Below are 21,446 nucleotides of genomic sequence, written 5' to 3'. Positions count from 1 at the left end.
TCCTGCCAGCGCCATGATCGGGCATATAGAGCCGGCGTACAACATTAGCCAGAGGTGAAAAACACGTCGTTCAAAGCACAGTTTATGCGGCGCGGTGACTGCACTGAAAGGGTGCACCGGCCTTTCGACGGGCTGCCTGCCCGGGTCGGATCAGCGCGCGCCATGCCTCGCCAGCGCGTGCTCGATCAGCGCGTCGATGACCTCTGCGTAGCCGACGCCGATCGCCGCCAGCGCCTTGGCGTACATCGAGATGTCGGTGAAGCCGGGCAGCGTGTTGACCTCGTTGACCAGCAAGGAGCCGTCGGCGCGCAGGAAGAAGTCGACGCGCGCCATGGCCTCGCAACCCAGCGCCTTGAAGGCTTGCCCAGCCATTTCCCTCGCTCTGTCGGCGATCGCGGCGGGGACGTCGGCGGGCACTTGGACCACCGCGCCGTCGGCATCGAGATATTTGGCCTCATAGGTGTAGAAGCCATGCTTGCCGGCCGGGATGATCTCGCCTGGCAGCGAAACCGTGAGCAAGCCGCCGGCCCGTTGCAACACCGAGCACTCGATCTCGCGGCCTTCGACGAACTCCTCGACCAGCACCTTGCCGTCATAGTGGAAAGCCGTTTCGACAGCCGCTTCGAAGCCATCCCTGTCGTTCACCTTGCTCACTCCGAAGGACGAGCCCTGGCGTGCCGGCTTGGCGAAGAAAGGCAGCCCAAGCGCCCCGGCGATCTCCTGGAACGAACCGACATCGCCTCTGTGCACGGTGACCGAGCGGGCGACGGCAAGGCCGGCCTCGCGCATGAGCCGCTTGGCGACGTCCTTGTCCATGGCGGCGGCCGAAGCGAGAATGCCACAGCCGACATAGGCGACATTGGCGACTTCCGCATAACCCTGCACCGAGCCGTCCTCGCCGAACGGACCGTGCAGCACGGGAAAGACGACATCGACCGGCGTCAGGTCAGCCCGCATTCCCTCGCGCGACGCCGAGATCAACCGGCCCTTGCCGCCGGGCAGCAGAGCGACCTCGACGCCGTCCTCCGACACCGGAGCCCCTGCCCATCACCGCCGGACGAGGATTGCAGCAGCCACCTGCCCTCGCGGGAAATGGCGATCGGGACCACCTCGTAGCGCGTCCGGTCGATCGCCTTCAGCACGTTGGCCGCCGACAGCCGCGACACGTCGTGCTCGGCCGAGCGCCCGCCATAGAGGATGGCAACCCTGATTTTTCCGGTCATCGAAATCCCTCAACTGTCGAAAATCAAATGGCGACGGCAATGCCGCGATTGGCGAAGAAACGATCGAAAGCGGCTGGCGCCAACACTGCGTTTGCCTGTGTGGCGCGGGTATGGCCGGATGGGTTGTGAAAGCGAAACCCTTCATCCGACGCGGCGGTGACCAGAACCAGGTGTCCGCCCTTCGATGGCGGCTCGCGCTCCGGCCAGCGGATCGAACTGCTGACCGAAGCGATGAAGAAGCGCGACCGGGCGACGATCGCTGGAATGTCCGCTGTCGCGACATTGGTCATCACCCCTGCCTGGAGGCCGAATTCCTGCTTCACGAAGGCGACGAAGGGCGCGTAGATCAGCCCCTTGATCGAACCTTCATTGACGACATAGCCGCCATGTCCGGTGCACCGTCTTGCCAGTTCGATCGTCGGCACGATCCGGCCACGCGTCGCCAGGATCATCTTGAGACACGCCATGCCGCAGACATTGGCGGCCCAGACCGCGTATTCGTCGAGCGTGGCGGCACCCGACCCCTGCCATAGCGGATCCCGCCGCAACGCGGCCTCGGCACCGTCGGCGAGCACCGCCAGCGTCATGTCAGGCGTCTCCCACTGACTGAAAAACGGCACGGCTTCAGGCAGTGGACTCATGCGGACTCCTCGGGCAGCCAATCGATCTCGTATACGAGAATACGAGATCGGCGAAAAGCCGCTTGGACCTCTGTCGAATTTCCCCGGGAGCGTCGCGGCGCGCCGTCTACTCAACCTTCGTCCAGCCGAAGACCAGCCAGGCGTATTTCGATTTTTCGTCGGGTTCGGCGGTATAGGTCATCTGGATGTCGCCACCCTTGGCATAGATATCGAGCCTGGGGGCCGTGTCCAGCTGAGCCATAGCGAACTCTTGCTGAAGGACCAGCTTCCGCACCAGACGCAGGAACCCGATGTCGGGTCGCCGGGCTGATGGAAATTGTAGCGGCCATCCGCCGTGATCTCCAGATAATCGAATGCGCCGTAAAACGCGGTCACCGTCTGCTGGAACTCATTGGCGGCGGCTTCCTGTTCCGGCGTGGGCGCATCCTTCATGTCGCGCGGCGGCCTGGTGGTGGCGCCGCTGAGTTGCCATTTGCCGACAAAGTCCTTCTGGGTCGGAAGATATTCCTCCTGAGCCTGCGCCGAAGATACATGAGACATTGGTAATATGAATGGTGCGGCAATGCCCAAAATCGCAAGCAACGGCGCGGCGACCCGGATCGCCTTGGTTGATTTCTGCATGAAAATTATTTCTCCACGGTGGGCAAGAGATGTTCTGTTCGGGATGTTATTGAGAAAGGCGGCGCGCATTGCTTCGAGGCCGATTCCCGTCCGCCATTTTCGGTTAGCACCGGAGCCATCGATCTGGCAACGCAAGGCAGCGATCGGTAGTGGGCCGGTTTGGCTCAACGACTACAAGAGATTCGTAAAGCCGCCGCGACGGGTGTAGTATGTCTTGTCGTCCGCACCAACCGAGGCAAACGGACGCTTGAAAGTCAACTCAGGTGCTTTCGCCCCGACTAGGGAGGAGAGCGTCGTGCCTTTCTCAAAATTCGCCAGCATGTTCACGTCCGACGATCTGGACCTTCTCCAGAAGGTGTTCGACCAGCTGTGCCGAGAGCGCCGTCTGGCCCTCAAGGACAAGGATCAGAGAGACCAGCTCGCGCGCCAAGTCATGGAACCTTTCGAGGACGGTTTCACCGACGAAACCGAGTTGTGGCAGTCGCTTTCGAAGCGACGCACGGCCCAGGCGTGAGCGGCAGGACGCGATTGCCTGCAGTCATGCAGCCAATCGCGATGCGATCATGGCCGCGCTTTCAGCCGTGGCGCCGGCTCACTTCGTGTTGATCACCGAAGCTGGCCGGTAAGTGTCCATGGTCGCGCCGTTGCGATCCTCGTCGAAGAGGGAGTCGCTGCCGAAGCTGGCGCGCAGGCCGATGACGACCTTGTTGGCCCTGAGGTCCTGGGTGGACGTTTCGAACTTCCTCCGTTCGAACTCATAGCGTCCGAACACCGCCCATGGCGTCTCGTCGAACCGGTACATTGCCTGGATGGCCGCACCGACCACGTCCTCGTTGGTACCGTCGTAGTCGGTTCGGTTGAAGTCGAGTTCCGCATCGAGGCGAAGGTTCTTGCGGACGAAATAACGCGCCACGGCGCGCACGCCCCATTGGTCGCCGTGAAAGTCGCTGATGGTGAGCTGGCCGACACTGGCCTGGCCATAGAGGGTCAGGTTGCCGAGATAGAGCTGTGCTTCCGGGCCGACAGCATAGTTGTTCACGGTCACGCCGCTTTCGCCGACCGATGTGTAGGCGGCGAAAATGCCGGCGGCAAAACGGTCGGGATCGCGGTAATAGCCATGGATCGCACCGCGCGTTTCATCCAGGGGTCGTAGTGGCCCCATATGCGGTCGTAGGTCAGGTCGCCCTGCAAATTCCAGCGCTGAGCAAACGGGATGTTGACGCGCAGTGCACCGCCGCCGGCCCGCGTCGTGTAGTCGTCGCCGACGAAGCGAAGCCCGCCGAGATAGAGTTCGCCATAGCCGGAAATACGCGGCGCCACCGCCGTCTCGGTGGCAAGCGGCTGCAGGATATCCGCCGCGTGAGCGGATGTCGCAACGATCAGCGACGCGAGGCAGATGGAAAAGCGATGCATTAGGAGCCCCCGAATACGAATTTCCGACGCTGCGTCAGCGGCGAAAGATGAGCACTGTTCAGAATTTGTAGGCGATGCCGAGCCGGATATCGTTCGTCTTCAGGTCGATCTCATCATGCAAGGGGACCCCGCTGGGAATCGCGATACGCGTCGAGGGGTGGCGGCCGAAATCGGCAAAGCGGTATTCGCCCCGAACCACCCAATTGTCGGTGACGGCGTATTCGGCACCCGCACCCAGCGTGTAACCGCTGACGGTGTCCTCGACATCGGCATAGGCGGCTCCGCCTGGAAGGGCGACTGTGGTGTGCTTGTACTTCGCCATAGCCAGGCCGCCGGTGACGAAAGGCAGCCAGCGATCCATGGCATAGCCGGCCCGCAGGCGAACCGATCCGACTGCCTCCAGTTCGAGCACGCCACCGAAGGCAGGATCATCGACGCCCAAGACCCGATAGTTCGTCGTGGCCTTGACGCTGGCGAAGCTGTAGTCGCCCTCGATGCCGAGAACCAGACCGCCGTCGAACTGCTTGTCATAGCCGGCATAGAGACCGCCGAAACCGCCGGACGGGCGGTAGCCCCAGCCATAATCGTCGAAGGCCCCTGGCGCGAAAGTCTGCCCGACCCTGGCGTGCCCCCGGGCATATCCGGCCTGCGCGCCGACATAGCCGCCGGACCAGTTGTAGCTGGCAGCCACGGGCAAGGTTTGAGTGGCGTCGGCGGCGAACGCCGTGCCGGCTGGCACCACGGAAAGGATCGTTGCCAGAAGAATCGTCTTCACTGTTTGCCGCCCCCAAAAGATGCCGTGTCCCGCCCGGAAAATACTCCGGACGGATCAACTGCCCGAGCCACCCGTTTTGCATTGTTCGCCGGCAGCGTCTTGGGCTGAGCCGCACCGGAATTGTCCTGGAAAGCACCGTGGTATTTGCCCCGCCGATGTGGCCGTTTGGCATCAGCCGGGCGGCACAGGCAAAACCCCGGCGCGCGACGCCAGGGTTTGTTGATCCGGCCGATCAGAATTTGTAGCTGAGCCCAACCCGGATATCGTGCGTCTGGAGATCGACTTTCGTTTCCGTTGGAAAGCCAGCGGCTACCGAGAGTTGCTGGCTGCCGAAGTCGGAATAGCGATATTCGGCCCGCGCGATCCATCTGTCGGTGAAGGCGTGCTCGATGCCGGCGCCCAAGGTCCAACCGACATTGGCTTTCGTCGTGGAGCGTGATTTCCCCGGCGGCGCCCCCGGTGCTGACCGCAATCAATTCGTACTTGGCCGCCGCCACGCCGGCGGTGATGTAGGGCAAGGTCCTGTCGAAAGCATAGCCGGCCCGCAGCCGCGCCGAGCCCGACCATTTGAGTTCGCTCTTGAGCAGCGTGTTGACGCCACCGCCACCGGCGGCGATCGGCGTCAATCCGTCTATGTTGCTGTAGGCAATGTCCGCCTCGGCGCCGATCACGAATTGGCTCTCCATCTGGTAGTTGGCGCCGATATGGACGCCGCCGATAGAACCGTCCGGATCGACGGACGCGTTGAGGTCGGAGGCTCCGCCGAGACCACCGCCGGCGATGAAGAGATTGGATTTTCCGGCGGCGTAACCGACGCCGACGCCTGCATAGAGGCCGGACCAGTTGTAGCCGGCCGGCGCGGTTTCACCGATATCCGCCGCGCATGCCACGCCGACCGGCGCGAGAATGATGGCCGTAGCGAGAAGAAGAGTTTTCATTGTGTTGTCTGCCGCCCCAATTGTCATTCTCCGCCGCGTTGATGGCCGCGGAGATCCAGCTGTTGTCGAGAACCCGGTTTTGCATTGTCCGCCGGTCACGTCTTGGGCTGGACCGCACCCGAATTGTCGGGGAAAGCGCAACAGTGCTTTCCCCGTCGGTGTGGCCATTCGGCCTCACTCGATCGATGCGTCGAGTATCCCGCGGGGGATCGCTGTCGGAGACGCTACCTGGCGCCGCTCGGCGTCGAGCCGAAGCGGCGGCGGAAACAGCGATTGAAATAGGAGACGTCGGAAAAGCCGCTCAACAGCGCGATCTCGCTGACCCGCATGCGGTCGTTGCGTCGGTCGCGCAGCATGCGATGGGCTCTCTGCAGGCGCAGTTCGAGGATATGCTCGGCGAAACTGGAGCCCGTTTCCTGCAAGAGATCATGCACGTAGCGCGCGGAAAGCCGCAACTGCTGGGCGATGTGCTGGGCCGAGATGCCGGGATCGGCGAAGTTGTCCCGCATCTTCTGCAGGATGGCCTGCAGCCTTGCCGCGCGCAGGCCGCGCACGCCCGCCAGCTCGGCGATCTCGCCCTTGGCGCCTGTCGCCAGCCCGATCAGGTCGACGATCGTCTCGGTGGCGTGGGCCACGAGATCGGGCGAGAGCAATGCCGGTCCCGCTTCCAGGAAGCCGCAGTAGCGCTTGAGCATGTCGAGCGCTTCATTGTCGGCGCCGATGGTCAGCGCCAGGCGATCCTCGACATGGGCGAAGGCATTTTCCAGGATTTCGCGGGGCACCACGACATTGGTCCAGACATTGTGGTCGCCACCGGTCATTTCCAGCGCTTCCGAAGCCGAGACCAGCGCGCCTTCGCCCCTGCCGATGCTGTAGTCGCGGCCGGTCTGCACGCCGCTCAGCCTGGTGTCGCCATCGTTGACCAGCAGCAGGTAGCCGCCGCGGCCGTCATCGGCGATGTTGCGTGTCTTTCGGCTGGCATGCCTGATCGTTCCGGCCATCCGCCCGAGCACCAGCGGCCCGATGGCGGTGGCTTCGATATCCGCCTGGAAAGGCACGTTCGCGGAGATGGCGTATTCGACCGACCATATCTCCGCGACGTGGATGTCCTGCCAGAGCGCGAAGCGCGCGCGGTCGTCGAGATGCGGCGGCAGGTCGACCGACGAGAAGACATTCTTTTTCAACGAGCAACCGGCCTTTCCCGCGCACGCGTCTTCCCTGAAGCCGCACCGTATGGGACCGATTTGCCTCTTGTCCAGAGGCGCCGCTATCCATGCCCTACAGGACAATTTCAGTGCCGCCCAGGTCAAGAATCCGATCGGATTCACCAGCGCGGCGTTCGCAAATCCAAATACGCGGAACCTGCGACACGGAATCACCCGCATCGCCATGGTGCCGGCAACCTGCGACAAAGCCGTCACGGCCTAGGGTGTCTTGAGATTCAGGTCAGGTCGAGCCGAAAATGGCGGATTCCGAGAACCGGAGCGGAGCGTACGTTTGGGTACGTGAGCACCGGAAGCGCAGGAAGCCGGCATTTGCAGGCCGACCTCACCTGAAGGTCAATACACCCTAGAATGTGATCTTCACGGAAGCCACGCTCCGGTTGGCCGGGCCGTGGTGGACGGCCTCGATGTTGTTGCCGTCCGGGTCGAGCAGGAAGGCGGCATAATAGCCGGGATGATAGGGCCGCTCGCCCGGCGCGCCATTGTCCGTGCCGCCGGCCGCCAGACCGGCCTTGTGGAAGGCATCGACCATGGCGTGATCCCTGGCCTGGAAGGCCAGATGATGGCGACCGGTCAGCTTTCCCTGTGCGGCCCGGCTGTCGGCGCTGGAGATGAACAATTCATCGGCCCAGAAATAGCCCTCGCCGGTGCCGCCGATCGGGACACCGAGCACCTGGAAGAGCGCCCCGTAGAAACGCCGGCTGGCGGGGAGATCCCGCACCACGAGCTGGAGGTGGTCGATGAGCCGTCCGCGATGCAATTCCTGGGTTTCCATGAAAGCTCCTCCTCGCAAGGCCTCGAATTTAGGCCCGGGCGGCAGGGCGTCAACGCGCGGCACGTGCATCTGCTGACAACCAGCGAAAAATTTTCAGGCCCGATGGAACTTTTCGGTCGGCGGTAAGTTTGGTGGCGCGGCGGGAGGACTTGCGATTGGATTGTTTTCAGAGGCTGGAAGCGCTGGTCGACAGCGCCGGCGCCGGCGGCATTGAGGAAGCGAACGCATTGCTGCGCCGGTTCAAGGACAGGTCCGAACAGACGACGCGGGCCATCGATGAGTTCATGCTGGACTTCAAGACGTTGGTCTTCGTCGTCGAAACCGGCGAAGAGGGTTTCCAAAAGCCGATCCGCAAGCTCGCCCGCGCCAGGCTTGCGAAGCTCAAATATCTGGTGGACGTGCCGGCGTAGGCGCCAGGGGGCGGGGCCTAGTTCTTGAGCAGCGCCGCCAACCGCGGGATCCCCTCGGTCACCGCGCGGCGGTCGGCCAGCGTGAACGAAAGCCGCAGCGTGTTGCGCCCGGTGCCATCAGCATAAAAAGCATTGCCGGGCACGAAGGCGACCCGCGCGTCCTTCACCGACCGCGCCAGGAGTTCGGTGGCGTCGGTGCCTTCCGGCAATGTCACCCAGACGAACATGCCGCCTTCCGGGCGGCTCCAGGTCACGCCCTTCGGCATGTTGGCTTCCAGCGCATCGAGCAGGCCGTCGCGACGCTCGCGATAGGCGCCGATCAGCTTGTCCACCTGGCCGTCGAACACGGATTCGGCGACGCGGTGCATCACCATCTGGTTGACCGACGGGCTGTGCAGGTCGGAGGCCTGCTTCATCAGCACCAGCTTTTCGATCACGTGGCGCGGCGCGCAGACCCAGCCGACGCGCATGCCGGGCGACAGTATCTTCGAGAACGAGCCGCAATAGAGCGTGCGCGCCTTGTCGATGCTGCCGGACCGCGCGCAGTCCAGTGCCAGGATCGGCGGCACGCCTTCGCCGTCATAACGTAGCGCCCGATAGGCGGCATCCTCGATGACGGCGATGTCGAGCTCGCCGGCAAGGTCGAGCACCGCCTCGCGCTGCTTTCGGTCCAGCGTGTTGCCGGTCGGATTGGCGAAGTCAGGCACCAGATAGGCGAACTTCACCCGCCCGCCATTGGCGGCGGCAGCAGCGTGATAGGCCGCCGGCGTCATGTTGCCGCCTTCGGGCCGCAGCCGGTCGTAGCGCGGCTCATAGGCGTTGAAGGCCTGCAGCGCGCCGAGATAGGTCGGCCATGTCACCAGCGCGGTGTCGCCCGGCGACAGGAACAGCTTGCCGAGATAATCCAGCGCCTGCTGCGAGCCGGAGGTAATGAAGATGTTGGCCTCGTCGCAGGCGATGCCGAGCTTGCCCATCTGTCCGGCAAGCCACTTCCGCAGCGGCAGATAGCCTTCCGAGACCTGGTATTGCAGCGCCGCCCCGGCTTCCGCCCCGCCCAGCACATCGGCATAGGCATCGCGGATGGCATCGGCCGGAAACAGCGAGGGATCCGGAATGCCGCCGGCGAAGGAGATGATGTCGGGCTGGTCGAGCAGTTTCAACAGCTCGCGGATTTCCGACGCCTTCATGCGCGACGAGCGCGACGCCAACAGGTTCAAAAGGGTCAAGTCACGCCTCCCCGGACGTTTTTACAATAGGTCAACCTGACTGACCTATATCCGCTTTGTCAGCCGATTTGAATAGTGCCTGAGAGGCTTCCGCTATACGCCAGTCGCCGCCAGCGTCCGTGTCTAAAGGCTCTTCTTGTAACCAATATGGCTGGCGGTGAAGCCGAGCCCTTCATAGAAACGGTGCGCATCCGCCCGGCCCTTGTCGGTCGTGAGCTGGACAAGGCCGCAGCCGCGCGCCCGGCATTGCCCGATCGCCCATTCGAACATCTTCTTGCCGATGCCGTCGGAACGCCTGCCATCGGCGACACGAACCGCCTCGATCTGCCCCCGCCACGCGCCCTTGCGCGAAAGCCCGGCAAGGAAGGTGATCTGCAAGGTGCCGATCACCTCGGTCCCGTCCACGGCCACGGCAAGCAGCTGGTTTGGATCGGCGTCGATGGCGTCGAAGGCATCGAGATAGCCTTGCGCCAGCGGCAACGGGGCATCTTCGCGGGTCGCCCCCAGCGGATCATCGGCGAGCATGGCGACGATGGCTGGCAGGTCGGAGGCTTGCGCCTTGCGGAATTGGATGTTGGTCATGGGGCGCCCGCATATCGCGAGGCGCCGGCAGCGGCAAGTAGCTCTTCCTTCTCCCCTTGTGGGAGAAGGCAAGGCGCGTTACGTTCCGCCATCTTAGAGTCAGGGAACACCGGCCGCCCCTCAATCCCCATCGGCAGGCTTGGCCTTGCCGCATTGCGCCAGCACCTTGCCGATGGCTGCGCTCGATCCCTTCAGCGGAAAACTGATATCGCCATATTTGGCAGCGCTGACCGACACATCCCCCTTCGAGCGCAGCAGATCGAGCAGCGGGTCGGCTTTCGCCAGATCGACCTCGAAATAATTGTACATGGCCTCCAGCTGCAGCGTCTTGGTCACCGTCTTGCCGTCGGCCTTGAAGTCGAACTTGCCGCTGATGCCCGGTTCCAGCTGCTGGCCGCTGTCACCCAGATCGTAGCTCAGCATCGGATTGTCGAAACAGGCCAGCATCAGATGCGCATCGCCTTTCGGCCCGCCGCAGACGGAAGCCGTCAGCACGCTGCCGCCCTCGTCTTCTTCCATCTTGGCGCTCCAGCCGCAGGACGCGGCAAAAACCGGCTGCGCGCCAAGCAAAACCGCCAAGGCGCCGGCGGCAACGAAATAGCTTCTCATGACTTCCCCCTCGGGCATTTGCAGCACCAGCCGGCAGCATATAGGAAAAGCCGTTGAATGGCATTGCCGTCCGGCAAGGCCGCGCGCCTTGGAGAGAGCGGTGTTGAGAGCCTGTATTCGCCTGTGTTTTCTGACCGCCGCCCTGGTGGCCTTGCCGCTCACCGCGCGGGCCGAGTGGAAGCCGGTCGAGAAGGTCGAGACCTATGCCATTTCAGGCCAGTCCGGACCGGAGCTCTATCGCTCGATCGGCGAAAATGGGCCGAATGTCGGCGTCGGCCGCGCTATCGCCCACACCAATTTCAAGCTGACCTGGACCAGGGATTATCAGCCGCGTGCCGGAGCCTGCGTGCTGGTCTCGGCCAAGCCCAAGCTCATCATCACCTACACCTTGCCCAGCCCTTCCTCGCCGCTGCCTTCAGCCATCCAGAAGAACTGGGAGGTTTTCCTCGCCGGCGTCAGCGCCCACGAAAAGGTGCATGGCGCGACCATTGTCGACATGGTGCGCAAGATAGAGGCGGCGACAGTCGGCCTGACCGTCGCGGATGACCCCAAATGCAGCAAGATCCGCGCCGAGATGACCAGACGCCTGGCCGCGCTCTCGCAGGCGCAGCGCCAGGCAAGCCGCGATTTCGACCGCGTCGAACTTGGCCAGGGCGGCAATCTGCAGAAGCTTATCCTTGCGCTGGTGAATGGCGGATAATCGAGGGAATCGAGCTGGGAAGCCGCATCAACGCCTTTGGGCTTCAGCGGCAGGACCGCTAGCACGCGAAAAAATAACCGTGTACATCAAGTATCGTGTCGGCGAAACATCTTGTTCGCATGGGTCGTCATGGGAAAAATCCTTAACTGTGCTTGGACAATTGCACTTGCGATTGTTATTTCGACCTCATGGGCACAGGCCGCCAGAAAACCGAAAACAGATACATCATGCTCTGAAATCGAAAGGGCGTATGATCAGAAAAACCGGCCAGAGCAATATACAATCACCACAAACGAGATGAAAGCGGACGGCTCACTGAGCCCTTATCAGGTTCTGCAAATCAACAAGGGAAAACTATTCAAGAAATTTTCCTTCTCCGGCAAATGGCAACCGAGCGGCGAAGCCTATTTTCCCCTGAAGGATCGCCTGGGTCCGACATTCACGTCGTGCCGATTGCTGAGCAGGACAGGAAAGCTTCTTCATTATGCCGCCGCGTGGCACGAATTTCCTTATGAGGCCAAGGCGGAACTCTGGATCAGCAAGGATGAGCATCGATTGGTGAGGATGCTTCGACGCTATCCGAAAGGCCGCTCCTTGCAACTTCCCTTTGCGGTCGCTCTCGACGTCTACGACTATGACGCAACCGCCATCAGTTCAGCGACACAGGCACCAAGGCCTGACCCATCATGCGTCGACGTCAACAATGCCTATCGGCAAGACAGCCGACCGCCGCGATATACAATCAACATCTACCAGGTCAGGGACGATGGATCGCTCAAGCCTTATCAGGCCTTGCGAATCGACAACGACAATACCTACACAAAATATGCCTTCTCGGACAAATGGCTAACCCGTGGCAAAGCATACTTTTCCATCATGGATCGGATGGGTCCCAAATTCTCATCGTGCAAATTGCTGGGCGAGGAATCTTCCGCCACGGGCAGGCTCCTGCACTATGCGGCGACATGGCAGACCTTCCCCTACACGGCGGCCGCGGAGCTCTGGGTGGCAAAAGACAGCGGAAGACTGATGAAGACCGTTCGCCGCTACCCCGACACGGGCTGGCAGTTCCCGTTTGCCGTCGCGCTGGAACTTTACGACTACAACCCGTTACAAGCTGCGCTTCCGGGGTCGCAATAACGGTCGACTGCGCGAGTTTATCTCCCACCCGCCCTACCGGCTCAGATCCAGCGCCGCGCTCAGATCCCCCATCGGCGGCTCGCCATTGGCGGCCAGCGCCTTGTCGCGGGCGACGATGCCGGTCAGCACCGGCAGGTCGTAGCGCGCGGTAATGAAGCGCAGGATCGACGTCGTGTCGTACTGGGTGTGGTCGACCGTGCCCATCCTGGCATAGGGCGAGACGATGAAGGCCGGGATGCGGTTGCCCGGCCCCCAGCGGTCGGCCTTGGGCGGCGCGACATGATCCCAGAAGCCGCCATTCTCGTCATAGGTGACGACCACCAGCATGTGGCTCCATTGCGGGCTCTTCTCCAGATGCGCGACGACGTCGGCCAGATGCTGGTCGCCGCTCGCCACATCGGTATAGCCGCCATGCTCGTTGAGGTTGCCCTGCGGCTTGTAGAAGGTGACCGCGGGCAGCTTGCCGTCATCTATGTCCTTGATGAAGACAGCGCCATCCATGCCGCCGTCCTTCAGGTGTTCGGCCCGCGCGGCGGTGCCTGGCGCGTAAGCGGCGAAATAGTTGAAGGGCTGGTGGTGGAACTGGAAGTTCGGCACCGGCGTGGCGTTCTTGCCGTCCAGCGTTGCCTGCCAGGCGCCGCTATACCAGGCCCAGTCCACCCCTTTCAGCGACAGGAGATCGCCGATGGTGATGTCGTGCTGCGGCGGCAGCGTGGTGGGCGCGGCCGGGTCGGCGAGCGCCTTGTCGCCGCCCTCGAACGGCTTGTTGGCGCTCGGCTGATAAGGCGGCTGCATGGTGTTGACGGCATGGAAATCGGGCGTGATGGCGCCATCATTGACGAATTTCGGCACGCCGCCGAGCGCCGATGCCGGCGAATTGTCGGCGACCTTCAAGGATGTGCCGTCGGCATCGACCACGGCGATCTGGCCCTTGATCGGACTGGTGTCGGCGTGCGGATAGACCGGCACGCAGGCACAGGCGAGCTGGAAATGGTTGAGGAAGGAGCCGCCGAAGGCGCCCTGGAAGAAATTGTCGGCCAGCACGTATTTCTTCGCCACCTGCCACATCGGCAGGCTCGAGCCGTCATAATGGCCCATGACCAGGCCGCCGGAATCGGCCCAGGCGACGAATTTGTCGTTCTTTCCGCCGTCGATCTGCATCTGCTCCTGGTAGAAGCGGTGCCACAGGTCGTGGGTGATGACGTTTGTGCCCTCATGGAAGCCCTTGGGATCGTCGATGGCGAAGGCGGCGTTGGCGAGATGCGCGGTCTCGGCCTCCGTGACCACGGGCGTGACGCCCTTGCCAGTCAGCCCGCCCCAGGCCGGTGGCAGCTCGGTCAGCGGCTTGCCGTCGCGGTCGAGCTGGCGCGCCTGGTCAGCCGAGACATTGGCCAGCCCATTGGCGCCGGGGAAAAGATTATCGAAGCTGCGGTTTCGGCATAGATGACGACGACGGTGTCGATCTTGTCGAAGCGGAGGGCGCATTGGCCGCCGCCAGGGAAGCAGGCCGAACGGCCAGACCGAGGAGTGAGGAGCTGAGCCTCGTCATGGAGACTCGTGGCTGACTGTGGCTAGGGGCGCAGGAACATACGGCCAGCTAACGTGGCTGCCTGTCACCTTGTGACATCCACCGCCGCGGTGAACACGGTTCGTGAGCGCCGGGCCGGTCATCAATCCGTTGCACTGCGTTCTTAATGCCGGGCCGAAGCGGACCATGCTCCATGACCCGAAGACGATGGAAAAGCCTGATGATCGCGATTGCCGCGATCTCGACCTTTGGCCTTGCCGCGCCCGCGAATTCCGCGGGCCGGATGGCGTCCATCCCGGCCCGCTGTCGCGCGCCGAAGCCTTCGCCCGCGCGGAGGCGCTGACCGCCTTGGGGCGAAAAATGTTCTTCGACCCCTCGCTTTCGGCCTCGGGCAGGCAGGCCTGCTCGTCCTGCCATGACCCGCGCCACGCTTTCGGGCCGGCCTCGGCCACGCCGGTCGAAATGGGCGGGCCAAATCTCGACCAGCCCGGCGTGCGCGCCGTCCCGTCGCTGCGTTATCTCCAGGCCGCGCCCGCTTTCACCGAGCATTTCTACGATTCCGAGGACGAGGGCGACGAGAGCGTCGACAACGGTCCGACCGGCGGCCTGACCTGGGACGGCCGCGCCGACCACGGCAGGGACCAGGCGAAAATCCCCCTCCTCTCGCCATTCGAGATGGGCAACAAGGATGCCGGTGCCGTCACCGCCGCCTTGCGCAAGTCGGCATATGCCGATGCCTTCAAGGCCGCCTTCGGCAACGACGTGTTCGACCATCCCAACGACGCCTTCGACGCCGCCGCCGAGGCGCTCGGCACGTTCGAGCAGAGCGCCGCCGATTTCTATCCCTATTCCAGCCGCTACGATGCCTTCCTCGCCGGCAAGGCGACGTTGTCGGCGCAGGAACTGCATGGCCGCCAACTGTTCGAGGACGAAACCAAGGGCAATTGCGCCAGTTGCCATCTCAGCGAACCCGCCAATAACGGCGAGCCGCCGCAATTCACCGATTTCGGCCTGATCGCCATCGCCGTGCCTCGCAATCCCGCCATTCCGGCCAATGCCGACCCGGCCTATGCCGATCTCGGCCTGTGCGGCCCGCTGCGCACAGATTTTCACGGCCGCACCGACTATTGCGGCCTGTTCAAGACGCCGACGCTGCGCAACGTCGCGCTGCGCAAGAGCTTCTTCCACAATGGCGAGTTCCACACGCTGCGCGACGCCGTCGCCTTCTACGCCAGCCGGGACACCGACCCCGGTCGCGGGTATCCCAAGAATGCCGATGGCACGGTCGACAAATACGACGATTTGCCAAAGGCTTACTGGGCCGAACCTGAATCAGGACCCGCCCTTCGACGGCAAGAAACCCGGCGACAAGCCGGCGCTGACCGACCCCGAGATCGACGACATCGTCGCCTTTCTCGGCGCGCTCACCGATGCCGATCAGCGGGCCGAGCCAGCGGATTGAACCCTTGGACCTTGCGCGGGCCGGCGTCCCGGCTTGGCCACGCCAGCGAACCGGTTTCTGGACCTTGCCGGATTTGCCGCGCGGGCCGGGAGACACTGCAAAAGAAGGACATCCTCATTAGGGCTTCCTAAACTGCGATGCGGTATCCCTCGCCAATCGATGGTAGGACGCCGATGAACGCATTCGGGCGAGCAGTCGGATTTGTTGTGATCCTTGTCACCGGCGCAGCGATGCTGGTGGCGTTGCACATCGATGCCCAGCGTGATTACGCGCTTGCCAGGGAACGTTATCTGGAAAACTCCCGGGCGGCATCGCGCGCGACCGCCAAGACCGTCGAAGACGCCTTGCGGTCCGTCTATGAAAATGTCCGGACCCTGACCTATCTGCCAAGCGTCAGGAACCTCGACCGGCACGGCACCAATCTGGGCGACGAAGGCCGCGCGACCATCCAGCAGATCTACAACAACCTCGCTAACAACGTCTCCATTTCCGAGGTCTACTTCCTGCCGCTGGATTTCGACCCGGACCGCTTCGATGCCGTGACCGGCAAGCTCGAGGAGCCGATCCTCCAGTTCGACCAGTTGATCGTGAATGCCAGGGCAAGGTCAGACGCCGCCGCGGACACGAAGCCCGTCAAGCTGGATGACCATTCGCTGACCCGTCCGCCCGAAGAAGTTGAAACCTATGAATACCATGAACTGGTCAAACAGCTTGCCTGGATGAAGGCGAACTATCCCGATTCCAGCAACATCGACGGGCTGGATGTGCCGGTTATTGGCACGAAGGAACTCATCACCTGCGACAACACCGATTTCATCCATACCGGCAATGACGCGGATCGCTCCGGCTTCATCCTTTCGGTCCCGGTCTTCGGCCAGGACGGCAGACTGCGCGGCTCCGTCTCGGCGATCATGCTCACCTCGGCGTTGAGGAAACTGTTGCCGAGCAGCGACTATGTCGTCGTCAATTCAGGCTACGGGTTCGAATCCGACCAACACAAGATGTCGACGGCCCTGGCGGCTGATTCCCGCGCCTTCACGGCGGCGGACCCCAATCTGATCTATTCCGAAGTCCTCCCGCTCTCGCTCAACGATCCTAGAAGCGCGTGGCGCCTCTGGGCCGGTTTTCCCAACGGCAGATTCGAAGACAACATGGACGCCCAGGCCGTGCGGGAATTCGAACTGGCCGGCTACGCGGCGGTCGCGGTCGTCACGCTGCTGGCGCTGGCCTGCTGGTATGCGATCGGCCGCACGATGACGATGCAAGCCGATGCCGCCGAGACCCTGGAGCGGCGAGTCGAGGAACGCACCATCGAGATCCAGCACCTCGCCACGCACGATATCCTCACCGGCCTGCCCAACCGGGGTCTGTTGGCCGGCACGATGGACGAGGCGCTGAAAAGCCTCAGGAAGGGCGAGAAGCTGGCCGTCCATTGCGTGGATCTCGACCGTTTCAAACCGGTCAATGACACGCTCGGCCATCCGATCGGCGACCGGCTCCTCAGTGAAGTGGCGAGGCGCCTGCAGCAGCAGGCCGGTGAGACCGCCATGGTGGCAAGGATCGGCGGCGACGAATTCGTCATCCTCCAGCTCTTGCTCGATGGCGACGACGAGGCCGGCGTGCTGGCGAGCCGGGTCATTCACGCCCTGGCCGGCGAATTCTTGATCCAGGGCCACAAGATCAACATTGGCAGCAGCATCGGCATCGCCGTCTTCCCGGACGATGGGCAAAGTTCGGAGATCCTCATCCGCAATGCCGACCTTGCCTTGTACAAGGCCAAGATGGAGGGCCGCGGGACCTGCAGGTCGTTCGAGGCGGGAATGGACGCAAGACTTCAGGAGCGGCGTCAGCTCGAGTCCGAGCTTGCTCTCGGCGTTGCGAACGAGCAGTTCGTCCTGCACTATCAACCGCTGCATGACGCACAGACCTCGGAACTGACGGGCTTCGAAGCGCTGGTGCGATGGGAGCATCCGCGCTTCGGCCTGCTCCAACCATCGGAGTTTATCCAGATGGCCGAGGAGACGGGCGTGATCGAGGCACTTGGCGAGTGGATTTTGAAGCGTGCCTGCGTCGACGCCGCGACGTGGCCCGCGACCGTCAAGGTCGCGGTCAATCTCTCGCCGGCCCAGTTCAAACAGCAGACGCTGGCGCTTCAGGTTGCCTCGGCGCTCGCGGCATCGGGCCTGCTGCCGTCACGGCTCGAGCTGGAGATTACCGAGTCGGTGCTGCTTGCGCACAATGAAAACACGATAACGACGCTCCACAGCCTGCGGGATCTGGGCATCAGCATAGCCATGGACGATTTCGGCACCGGCTATTCCTCGCTGAGCTATCTCAGGTCGTTCCCGTTCAACCGCATCAAGATCGACCGCAGCTTCGTCAGCCTGATGTGCGAGAGCAGCGAAAGCCGGGCGATCGTCAAGGCCGTCGCCGAACTCGGCGCGACGCTCGGCATGACCACGACCGCGGAAGGCGTCGAGACCGAGGACCAGTACAAGCTGGTCAAGGAAAATGGTTGCACGGATGTCCAGGGCTGGTTCTTCGGCCGCCCAATGCCGGTTTCCGAGGTTCACGCACTTTTCGAACAGCCAAATGCCTTGACCGCGTAGGCAATGCGACGCGCCTGAGACACCGACGGCACGGTCGACAAATATGACGATTTGCCAAAGGCTTACTGGCCTAACCTGAATCAGGACCCGCCCTTCGACCGCAAGAAACCCGGCGACAAGCCGGCGCTCGACGATGCCGAGATCGGCGACATCGTCGCGTTCCTGTGGACGCTGACGATCAGGTAGCGACCCGTTGCGGTGAGACGCGCCCGGGCCTTCGCTACGCCGTGGGCACGGTCCCGCCATCGATGACGTATTCCGTGCCGTGGATCGAGGCCGCACGCGGGGACGCCAGGAAGGCGACGAGTTCGGCGACTTCCTCCGGGGAGGCGGGGCGGCCGATCGGAATACCGCCGAGGCTGGCCATCAGCGCCTGGCGGGCGCCTTCGAAATCAGTGCCGCTCCTGGCCGCCAACGCCTCGATCAGCCCAACTGCGCCCTCGGTCTGAACCCAGCCGGGCGCCACCCTGACCACGCGCACGCCCTTCGGCCCGACCTCCTTGGACAGGGCCTTGCTGTAGTTCGACAGCGCGGCCTTTGCCGCCGCGTAGGCGATGGTGGCTTCGGGAAGTGGCAATTGCCGCTGGATGGAGGTGATGTGGACGATGGCGCCGGAGCTTTGCCCGATCATCGACGGCAGCAGGCCGCGATTGATCCGCACCGCCGCCAGCAGGTTGAGCTCGAGCGCCCGTTGCCAGATACCGTCATCGAGAACGGCAAAACCGCCCGCGGGCGCCGACGAACCGCCGACCACGTGGACGATGATGTCGACGCCGCCGAGCCGGTCGAGCGTGGCCTGGACGACCGTCGCGCAGCCTTGCGCCGTGCCGATGTCGGCGGCCACGAACAGGGCCGGCGTCACCGGGTCGTCCGGGCGGGCGCGTGCCGTCACCAGGACCCTCGCACCGGCTTCGCGCAACCGATGCGTGACGGCCGCGCCAATGCCCCTGGTGCCGCCGGTGACAAGCACTCTCTTGTCGGCGAATTCCATCTCGTGCAGCATCGCCCGCTCTCCGTCAGCCGATTTCAAGCGCGCTGATCCGTCCCTGCCCATCCAGGCCGAAGCGGTAGGTCAGGACGACAGGGCTGCCGGGGAAGGTGCCGGAAACCCTGGCCGAGACTATGGTCCGGTCGGGCTCCCGGTGCATGTCGAGCGGTTCGGCGGCGACCTTGTATTTGGCGACCGTTTTCTCCTTCCAGGCACGGATCGCCGCGCTGCCGACGATGTCCTCGTTCTCGTCGTGAACCCTGGCGTCGGGGGCGAAACATGCGACCATGGCATTGATGTCATGCGCGTTTTGGGCTGTGAAATATCGGCTGAGCGTGTCTGGCAAGGCAGGCGTCATCGGGCTCTCCCGTTTGAGGATGTTTCCTGCTCCGGTATTTGATGGTAGCCTGTCGACATGGCAAGAACCGACAAAAAAGTAGGGTACTCACCTACAGGTAAGCTGGAGGATGTGACCCCGGACATGGCGGCGACCGGCGTCGAGGCGGCGTTGCGCATGCTGGAAGGTCGATGGAAGATGGTCATCATCTTCCATCTCTTCGATCGCGGCACCTTGCGTTTTTCGGAACTGGAACGCGCCATCCCCGCCGTCTCGCAGAAAATGCTGATCCAACAGCTGCGCGAGCTCGAGCGCGACGGCATCGCCTCGCGGACGATCTATCCGGAAGTGCCACCGAAAGTGGAATACAGCCTGACGCAATGGGGTCAGGCGCTATGCCCGGCGCTCGATATGCTGCTGGAATGGGCGGCGCTGAGGAAATGAGCCAAGCGCCTTCCCGTCTTCTACCTCACAGCGCCCTGATAACACCGCCATCGACGCGGATGCTCTGGCCGGTGATATAGCCCGCCCCTTCCGAAGCGAGGAACGCGATCGTCGCGGCGATTTCCTCTGATGTGCCGTAGCGTTGCATCGGCACGTTGTCGCGGCGCTCTTCGGTCGCCGGCAGGCTGTCGATCCAGCCGGGCAGCACATTGTTCATGCGTACATTGTCGGCAGCATAAGTGTTGGAAAAAATCTTGGTGTAGGCGGCAAGGCCGGCGCGGAACACGGCCGAGGTCGTGAACATCGCATTCGGCTCGGCCACCCAGGCCGTCGAGATGTTGATGATGGCGCCGCCCTTCTGCTTGATCATCTGCGGCGCCACGATACGCACCGGCCGGATGACATTCATCAGGTAGACATCCATGCCGGTGTGCCACTGCTCGTCCGTGATCTCCAGGATCGGCGCGCGCGGCCCATGGCCGCCGCTGTTAACCAGGACGTCGATGCGGCCATAGCGCTCCAGCGTCAGGTCGGCGAGGCGCTGCAGATCGTCATTCGATTGGTTGGAGCCGGTGACGCCGATGCCGCCAAGCTCCTTGGCCAGCGTTTCGCCCTTGCCGGACGAAGACAGGATGGCGACCTTGAAGCCGTCCGCCGCCAGGCGCTTCGCCGCCGCCGCCCCCATGCCGCTGCCGCCGGCAATGATGACGGCTGTCTTTTCTGAGCTCATGGATTTTCCTTTTTGGGTTGGCGGGAGTTTTCAGCGGGTCCTATAGCCGGTTTCGCCGGCCAGTTCGAACCAGAAAGACTGAATCGATCTGCAAAAAACTTGGGCGGTGGCGCTGCCCCTCATTGCCCTGCCGGGCATTTCTCCCCGTAGAGTGACGGGGAGAAAAAAGCCGTTCGCAACGCCGGCGCCCTTACTTGCGACGTTGGGGATTGGCAAAATCATCCGCCTCAGCCCCCTCTCCCCGTCACTTTACGGGGAGAGGATGCCGGCAGGCAGGTGAGGGGCAGCGCCGACATCAGCCAATTGCAACTGACGCGGCCAATCGGCCCCTACCCTTCCACCGTCTCCAGCACACTCAGCAGCGTTCCTTCCATGTCGGGCTCGTCGCCGGAGCAGACGCACAGCATCTCGGCGTCGCCCTCGCCGACCGACAGATAAGCGTGCCCCATGGTGGAATCGATGTAGACGCTCTCGCCCGCCTTCAGCCGCACCGGCGCGTACTGGTCGGTGTGCAGTTCGATCTCGCCCTTGAGTACGATCAGGAATTCCTCCCCGGCATGCCTGGTCAGCGGGCCGAACTCCTCCAGCGTGCGGGCGCGCGCATAGGCGTGGATGGGCACCATGCGCTTGCGCACCAGGTCAGTGGCCAGATACCGGTAGTCGTAGTTGCGAGTCAGCTGGCGCAACGTGTTGGACTGCGAGGTCACCGAGCGGCGTGTGCGTGCCGCGGGTTGCCTGCGGTCGCCGCTGAGCAGCTCCGTCACATGGATGCCGAGCCCCTCGCAGATCTGCAGGAGCTTGTCGTAGCTCAGCGACATCTGGTCGTTCTCGACCTTGGACAGCGTCGACACCGCGACGCCGGTGAGAGAGCTGACCTCCTGCAAGGTCCAGCCATGCGTTTTTCTCAGCGCACGCAGACAATCACCGAGGTTCGGTTGCTCCGACATTGTCAGCTCCATGGCGCGGCCGTCGGGCCGTTTGTCCGCCCTAGGTAGTCGAACTCCCGACCGCCATCAACAACACCAACAATTTTCTTATACGCTAAATATTGACTGGATACGAAATTATTTTT

At 63.1% G+C, this 21,446-nt stretch carries 21 protein-coding genes and 5 pseudogenes; 9 read left to right on the top strand and 17 right to left on the bottom strand.

All coding sequences use genetic code 11. From position 1 onward, the window contains the following. Nucleotides 1-150: 150 nt before the first annotated feature. From EJ077_RS10315 to EJ077_RS10305, 3 genes and pseudogenes are all read right to left on the bottom strand, one after another. Nucleotides 151-1,223: pseudogene (locus tag EJ077_RS10315) on the bottom strand (D-alanine--D-alanine ligase family protein). Nucleotides 1,224-1,246: 23 nt separating this feature from the next. Then, nucleotides 1,247-1,864, bottom strand: a complete 618-nt coding sequence (locus EJ077_RS10310; protein ID WP_208701688.1) for a C39 family peptidase — start codon at nt 1,862-1,864, stop codon at nt 1,247-1,249. A 106-nt stretch (nt 1,865-1,970) separates the two neighbouring features. Then, nucleotides 1,971-2,485: pseudogene (locus EJ077_RS10305) on the bottom strand (hypothetical protein). 295 nt (nt 2,486-2,780) lie between these two features. Between EJ077_RS10305 and EJ077_RS10300 the strand changes: the two are divergent. Continuing rightward, nucleotides 2,781-2,999 carry a hypothetical protein gene (locus EJ077_RS10300; protein WP_208701686.1) on the top strand — a complete coding sequence of 73 codons (219 nt, stop codon included), beginning with the start codon at nt 2,781-2,783 and terminating at the stop codon, nt 2,997-2,999. A gap of 78 nt (nt 3,000-3,077) precedes the next feature. Here EJ077_RS10300 and EJ077_RS10295 read toward each other — a convergent pair whose 3' ends face one another. From EJ077_RS10295 to EJ077_RS32550, 4 genes are all read right to left on the bottom strand, one after another. Next, on the bottom strand, nt 3,078-3,530 hold the full coding sequence (locus tag EJ077_RS10295) for an outer membrane beta-barrel protein (protein ID WP_208701684.1): 453 nt from the start codon (nt 3,528-3,530) through the stop codon (nt 3,078-3,080). After that, nucleotides 3,527-3,898 (bottom strand): hypothetical protein, encoded by a 372-nt coding sequence (locus tag EJ077_RS10290; RefSeq protein WP_208701682.1) that lies wholly within the window; start codon nt 3,896-3,898, stop codon nt 3,527-3,529. The genes EJ077_RS10295 and EJ077_RS10290 overlap by 4 nt, the downstream gene beginning before the upstream one ends. A gap of 58 nt (nt 3,899-3,956) precedes the next feature. Next, complete coding sequence (locus tag EJ077_RS10285) at nt 3,957-4,673, bottom strand: outer membrane protein (protein ID WP_208701680.1); 717 nt, start codon at nt 4,671-4,673, stop codon at nt 3,957-3,959. A 232-nt stretch (nt 4,674-4,905) separates the two neighbouring features. After that, nucleotides 4,906-5,076 carry an outer membrane protein gene (locus EJ077_RS32550; protein ID WP_281040211.1) on the bottom strand — a complete coding sequence of 57 codons (171 nt, stop codon included), beginning with the start codon at nt 5,074-5,076 and terminating at the stop codon, nt 4,906-4,908. Between EJ077_RS32550 and EJ077_RS32770 the strand changes: the two genes are divergently transcribed. Then, nucleotides 5,063-5,653, top strand: coding sequence for a hypothetical protein (locus EJ077_RS32770; RefSeq protein WP_416859547.1), 591 nt, complete (start codon nt 5,063-5,065; stop codon nt 5,651-5,653). The genes EJ077_RS32550 and EJ077_RS32770 overlap by 14 nt on opposite strands. A gap of 182 nt (nt 5,654-5,835) precedes the next feature. Here the strand turns inward: EJ077_RS32770 and EJ077_RS10275 are convergent, their stop codons facing one another. Continuing rightward, a complete protein-coding gene (locus tag EJ077_RS10275; protein ID WP_245458711.1) occupies nt 5,836-6,795 on the bottom strand; it encodes an AraC family transcriptional regulator in 960 nt (319 codons plus the stop codon). 385 nt (nt 6,796-7,180) lie between these two features. Beyond that, the gene (locus EJ077_RS10270) at nt 7,181-7,609 is read right to left on the bottom strand and encodes a VOC family protein (RefSeq protein WP_208701678.1); all 429 of its coding nucleotides are present in this window, start codon (nt 7,607-7,609) and stop codon (nt 7,181-7,183) included. Nucleotides 7,610-7,764: 155 nt separating this feature from the next. Between EJ077_RS10270 and EJ077_RS10265 the strand changes: the two genes are divergently transcribed. Next, the gene (locus tag EJ077_RS10265) at nt 7,765-8,019 is read left to right on the top strand and encodes a hypothetical protein (RefSeq protein ID WP_245458710.1); all 255 of its coding nucleotides are present in this window, start codon (nt 7,765-7,767) and stop codon (nt 8,017-8,019) included. Nucleotides 8,020-8,036: 17 nt separating this feature from the next. On the opposite strand, the gene EJ077_RS10260 is transcribed toward EJ077_RS10265, so the two are convergent. From EJ077_RS10260 to EJ077_RS10250, 3 genes are all read right to left on the bottom strand, one after another. After that, on the bottom strand, nt 8,037-9,206 hold the full coding sequence (locus tag EJ077_RS10260) for a PLP-dependent aminotransferase family protein (RefSeq protein WP_208702968.1): 1,170 nt from the start codon (nt 9,204-9,206) through the stop codon (nt 8,037-8,039). 162 nt (nt 9,207-9,368) lie between these two features. Further along, nucleotides 9,369-9,827 (bottom strand): GNAT family N-acetyltransferase, encoded by a 459-nt coding sequence (locus EJ077_RS10255; RefSeq protein WP_208701674.1) that lies wholly within the window; start codon nt 9,825-9,827, stop codon nt 9,369-9,371. A gap of 120 nt (nt 9,828-9,947) precedes the next feature. Continuing rightward, nucleotides 9,948-10,436, bottom strand: coding sequence for a hypothetical protein (locus EJ077_RS10250; protein WP_245458709.1), 489 nt, complete (start codon nt 10,434-10,436; stop codon nt 9,948-9,950). 103 nt (nt 10,437-10,539) lie between these two features. Here EJ077_RS10250 and EJ077_RS10245 point away from each other — a divergent pair, with 103 nt between their 5' ends. Both EJ077_RS10245 and EJ077_RS10240 read left to right on the top strand, forming a co-directional pair. Beyond that, nucleotides 10,540-11,136, top strand: a complete 597-nt coding sequence (locus EJ077_RS10245) for a DUF922 domain-containing Zn-dependent protease (protein ID WP_208702966.1) — start codon at nt 10,540-10,542, stop codon at nt 11,134-11,136. Between the two features lie 111 nt (nt 11,137-11,247). Beyond that, nucleotides 11,248-12,276: a hypothetical protein gene (locus tag EJ077_RS10240; protein WP_208701672.1), complete on the top strand. Its 1,029-nt coding sequence runs from the start codon at nt 11,248-11,250 to the stop codon at nt 12,274-12,276. A 33-nt stretch (nt 12,277-12,309) separates the two neighbouring features. Here the strand turns inward: EJ077_RS10240 and EJ077_RS10235 are convergent. Further along, nucleotides 12,310-13,825: pseudogene (locus tag EJ077_RS10235) on the bottom strand (acid phosphatase). A 264-nt stretch (nt 13,826-14,089) separates the two neighbouring features. Here EJ077_RS10235 and EJ077_RS10230 point away from each other — a divergent pair. The 3 genes and pseudogenes from EJ077_RS10230 to EJ077_RS10220 all read left to right on the top strand — a co-directional run. Next, nucleotides 14,090-15,266: pseudogene (locus tag EJ077_RS10230) on the top strand (cytochrome-c peroxidase); the annotation flags it as partial. Nucleotides 15,267-15,472: 206 nt separating this feature from the next. Next, entirely contained in the window at nt 15,473-17,875 is a 2,403-nt protein-coding gene (locus tag EJ077_RS10225) for a putative bifunctional diguanylate cyclase/phosphodiesterase (RefSeq protein WP_245458708.1), read from the top strand. Nucleotides 17,876-17,893: 18 nt separating this feature from the next. Continuing rightward, nucleotides 17,894-18,061: pseudogene (locus tag EJ077_RS10220) on the top strand (cytochrome-c peroxidase); the annotation flags it as partial. 34 nt (nt 18,062-18,095) lie between these two features. On the opposite strand, the gene EJ077_RS10215 reads toward EJ077_RS10220, so the two are convergent. Both EJ077_RS10215 and EJ077_RS10210 read right to left on the bottom strand, forming a co-directional pair. Continuing rightward, nucleotides 18,096-18,878 carry an SDR family oxidoreductase gene (locus EJ077_RS10215; RefSeq protein ID WP_208702964.1) on the bottom strand — a complete coding sequence of 261 codons (783 nt, stop codon included), beginning with the start codon at nt 18,876-18,878 and terminating at the stop codon, nt 18,096-18,098. A 13-nt stretch (nt 18,879-18,891) separates the two neighbouring features. Continuing rightward, nucleotides 18,892-19,221, bottom strand: coding sequence for a nuclear transport factor 2 family protein (locus EJ077_RS10210; RefSeq protein ID WP_208701670.1), 330 nt, complete (start codon nt 19,219-19,221; stop codon nt 18,892-18,894). Nucleotides 19,222-19,278: 57 nt separating this feature from the next. Here EJ077_RS10210 and EJ077_RS10205 point away from each other — a divergent pair, with 57 nt between their 5' ends. Continuing rightward, nucleotides 19,279-19,644, top strand: a complete 366-nt coding sequence (locus EJ077_RS10205) for a winged helix-turn-helix transcriptional regulator (RefSeq protein WP_208701668.1) — start codon at nt 19,279-19,281, stop codon at nt 19,642-19,644. A gap of 25 nt (nt 19,645-19,669) precedes the next feature. On the opposite strand, the gene EJ077_RS10200 is transcribed toward EJ077_RS10205, so the two are convergent. Beyond that, nucleotides 19,670-20,374: an SDR family oxidoreductase gene (locus EJ077_RS10200; protein WP_208701666.1), complete on the bottom strand. Its 705-nt coding sequence runs from the start codon at nt 20,372-20,374 to the stop codon at nt 19,670-19,672. A gap of 329 nt (nt 20,375-20,703) precedes the next feature. Beyond that, nucleotides 20,704-21,321 carry a helix-turn-helix domain-containing protein gene (locus EJ077_RS10195; RefSeq protein ID WP_208701664.1) on the bottom strand — a complete coding sequence of 206 codons (618 nt, stop codon included), beginning with the start codon at nt 21,319-21,321 and terminating at the stop codon, nt 20,704-20,706. Nucleotides 21,322-21,446: the final 125 nt, after the last annotated feature.

The organism is Mesorhizobium sp. M8A.F.Ca.ET.057.01.1.1, from assembly GCF_003952565.1.
GTDB lineage: Bacteria > Pseudomonadota > Alphaproteobacteria > Rhizobiales > Rhizobiaceae > Mesorhizobium.
Note: the sequence above shows the minus strand (reverse complement) of the source record. Positions and strands in the feature narration are given on the sequence as shown.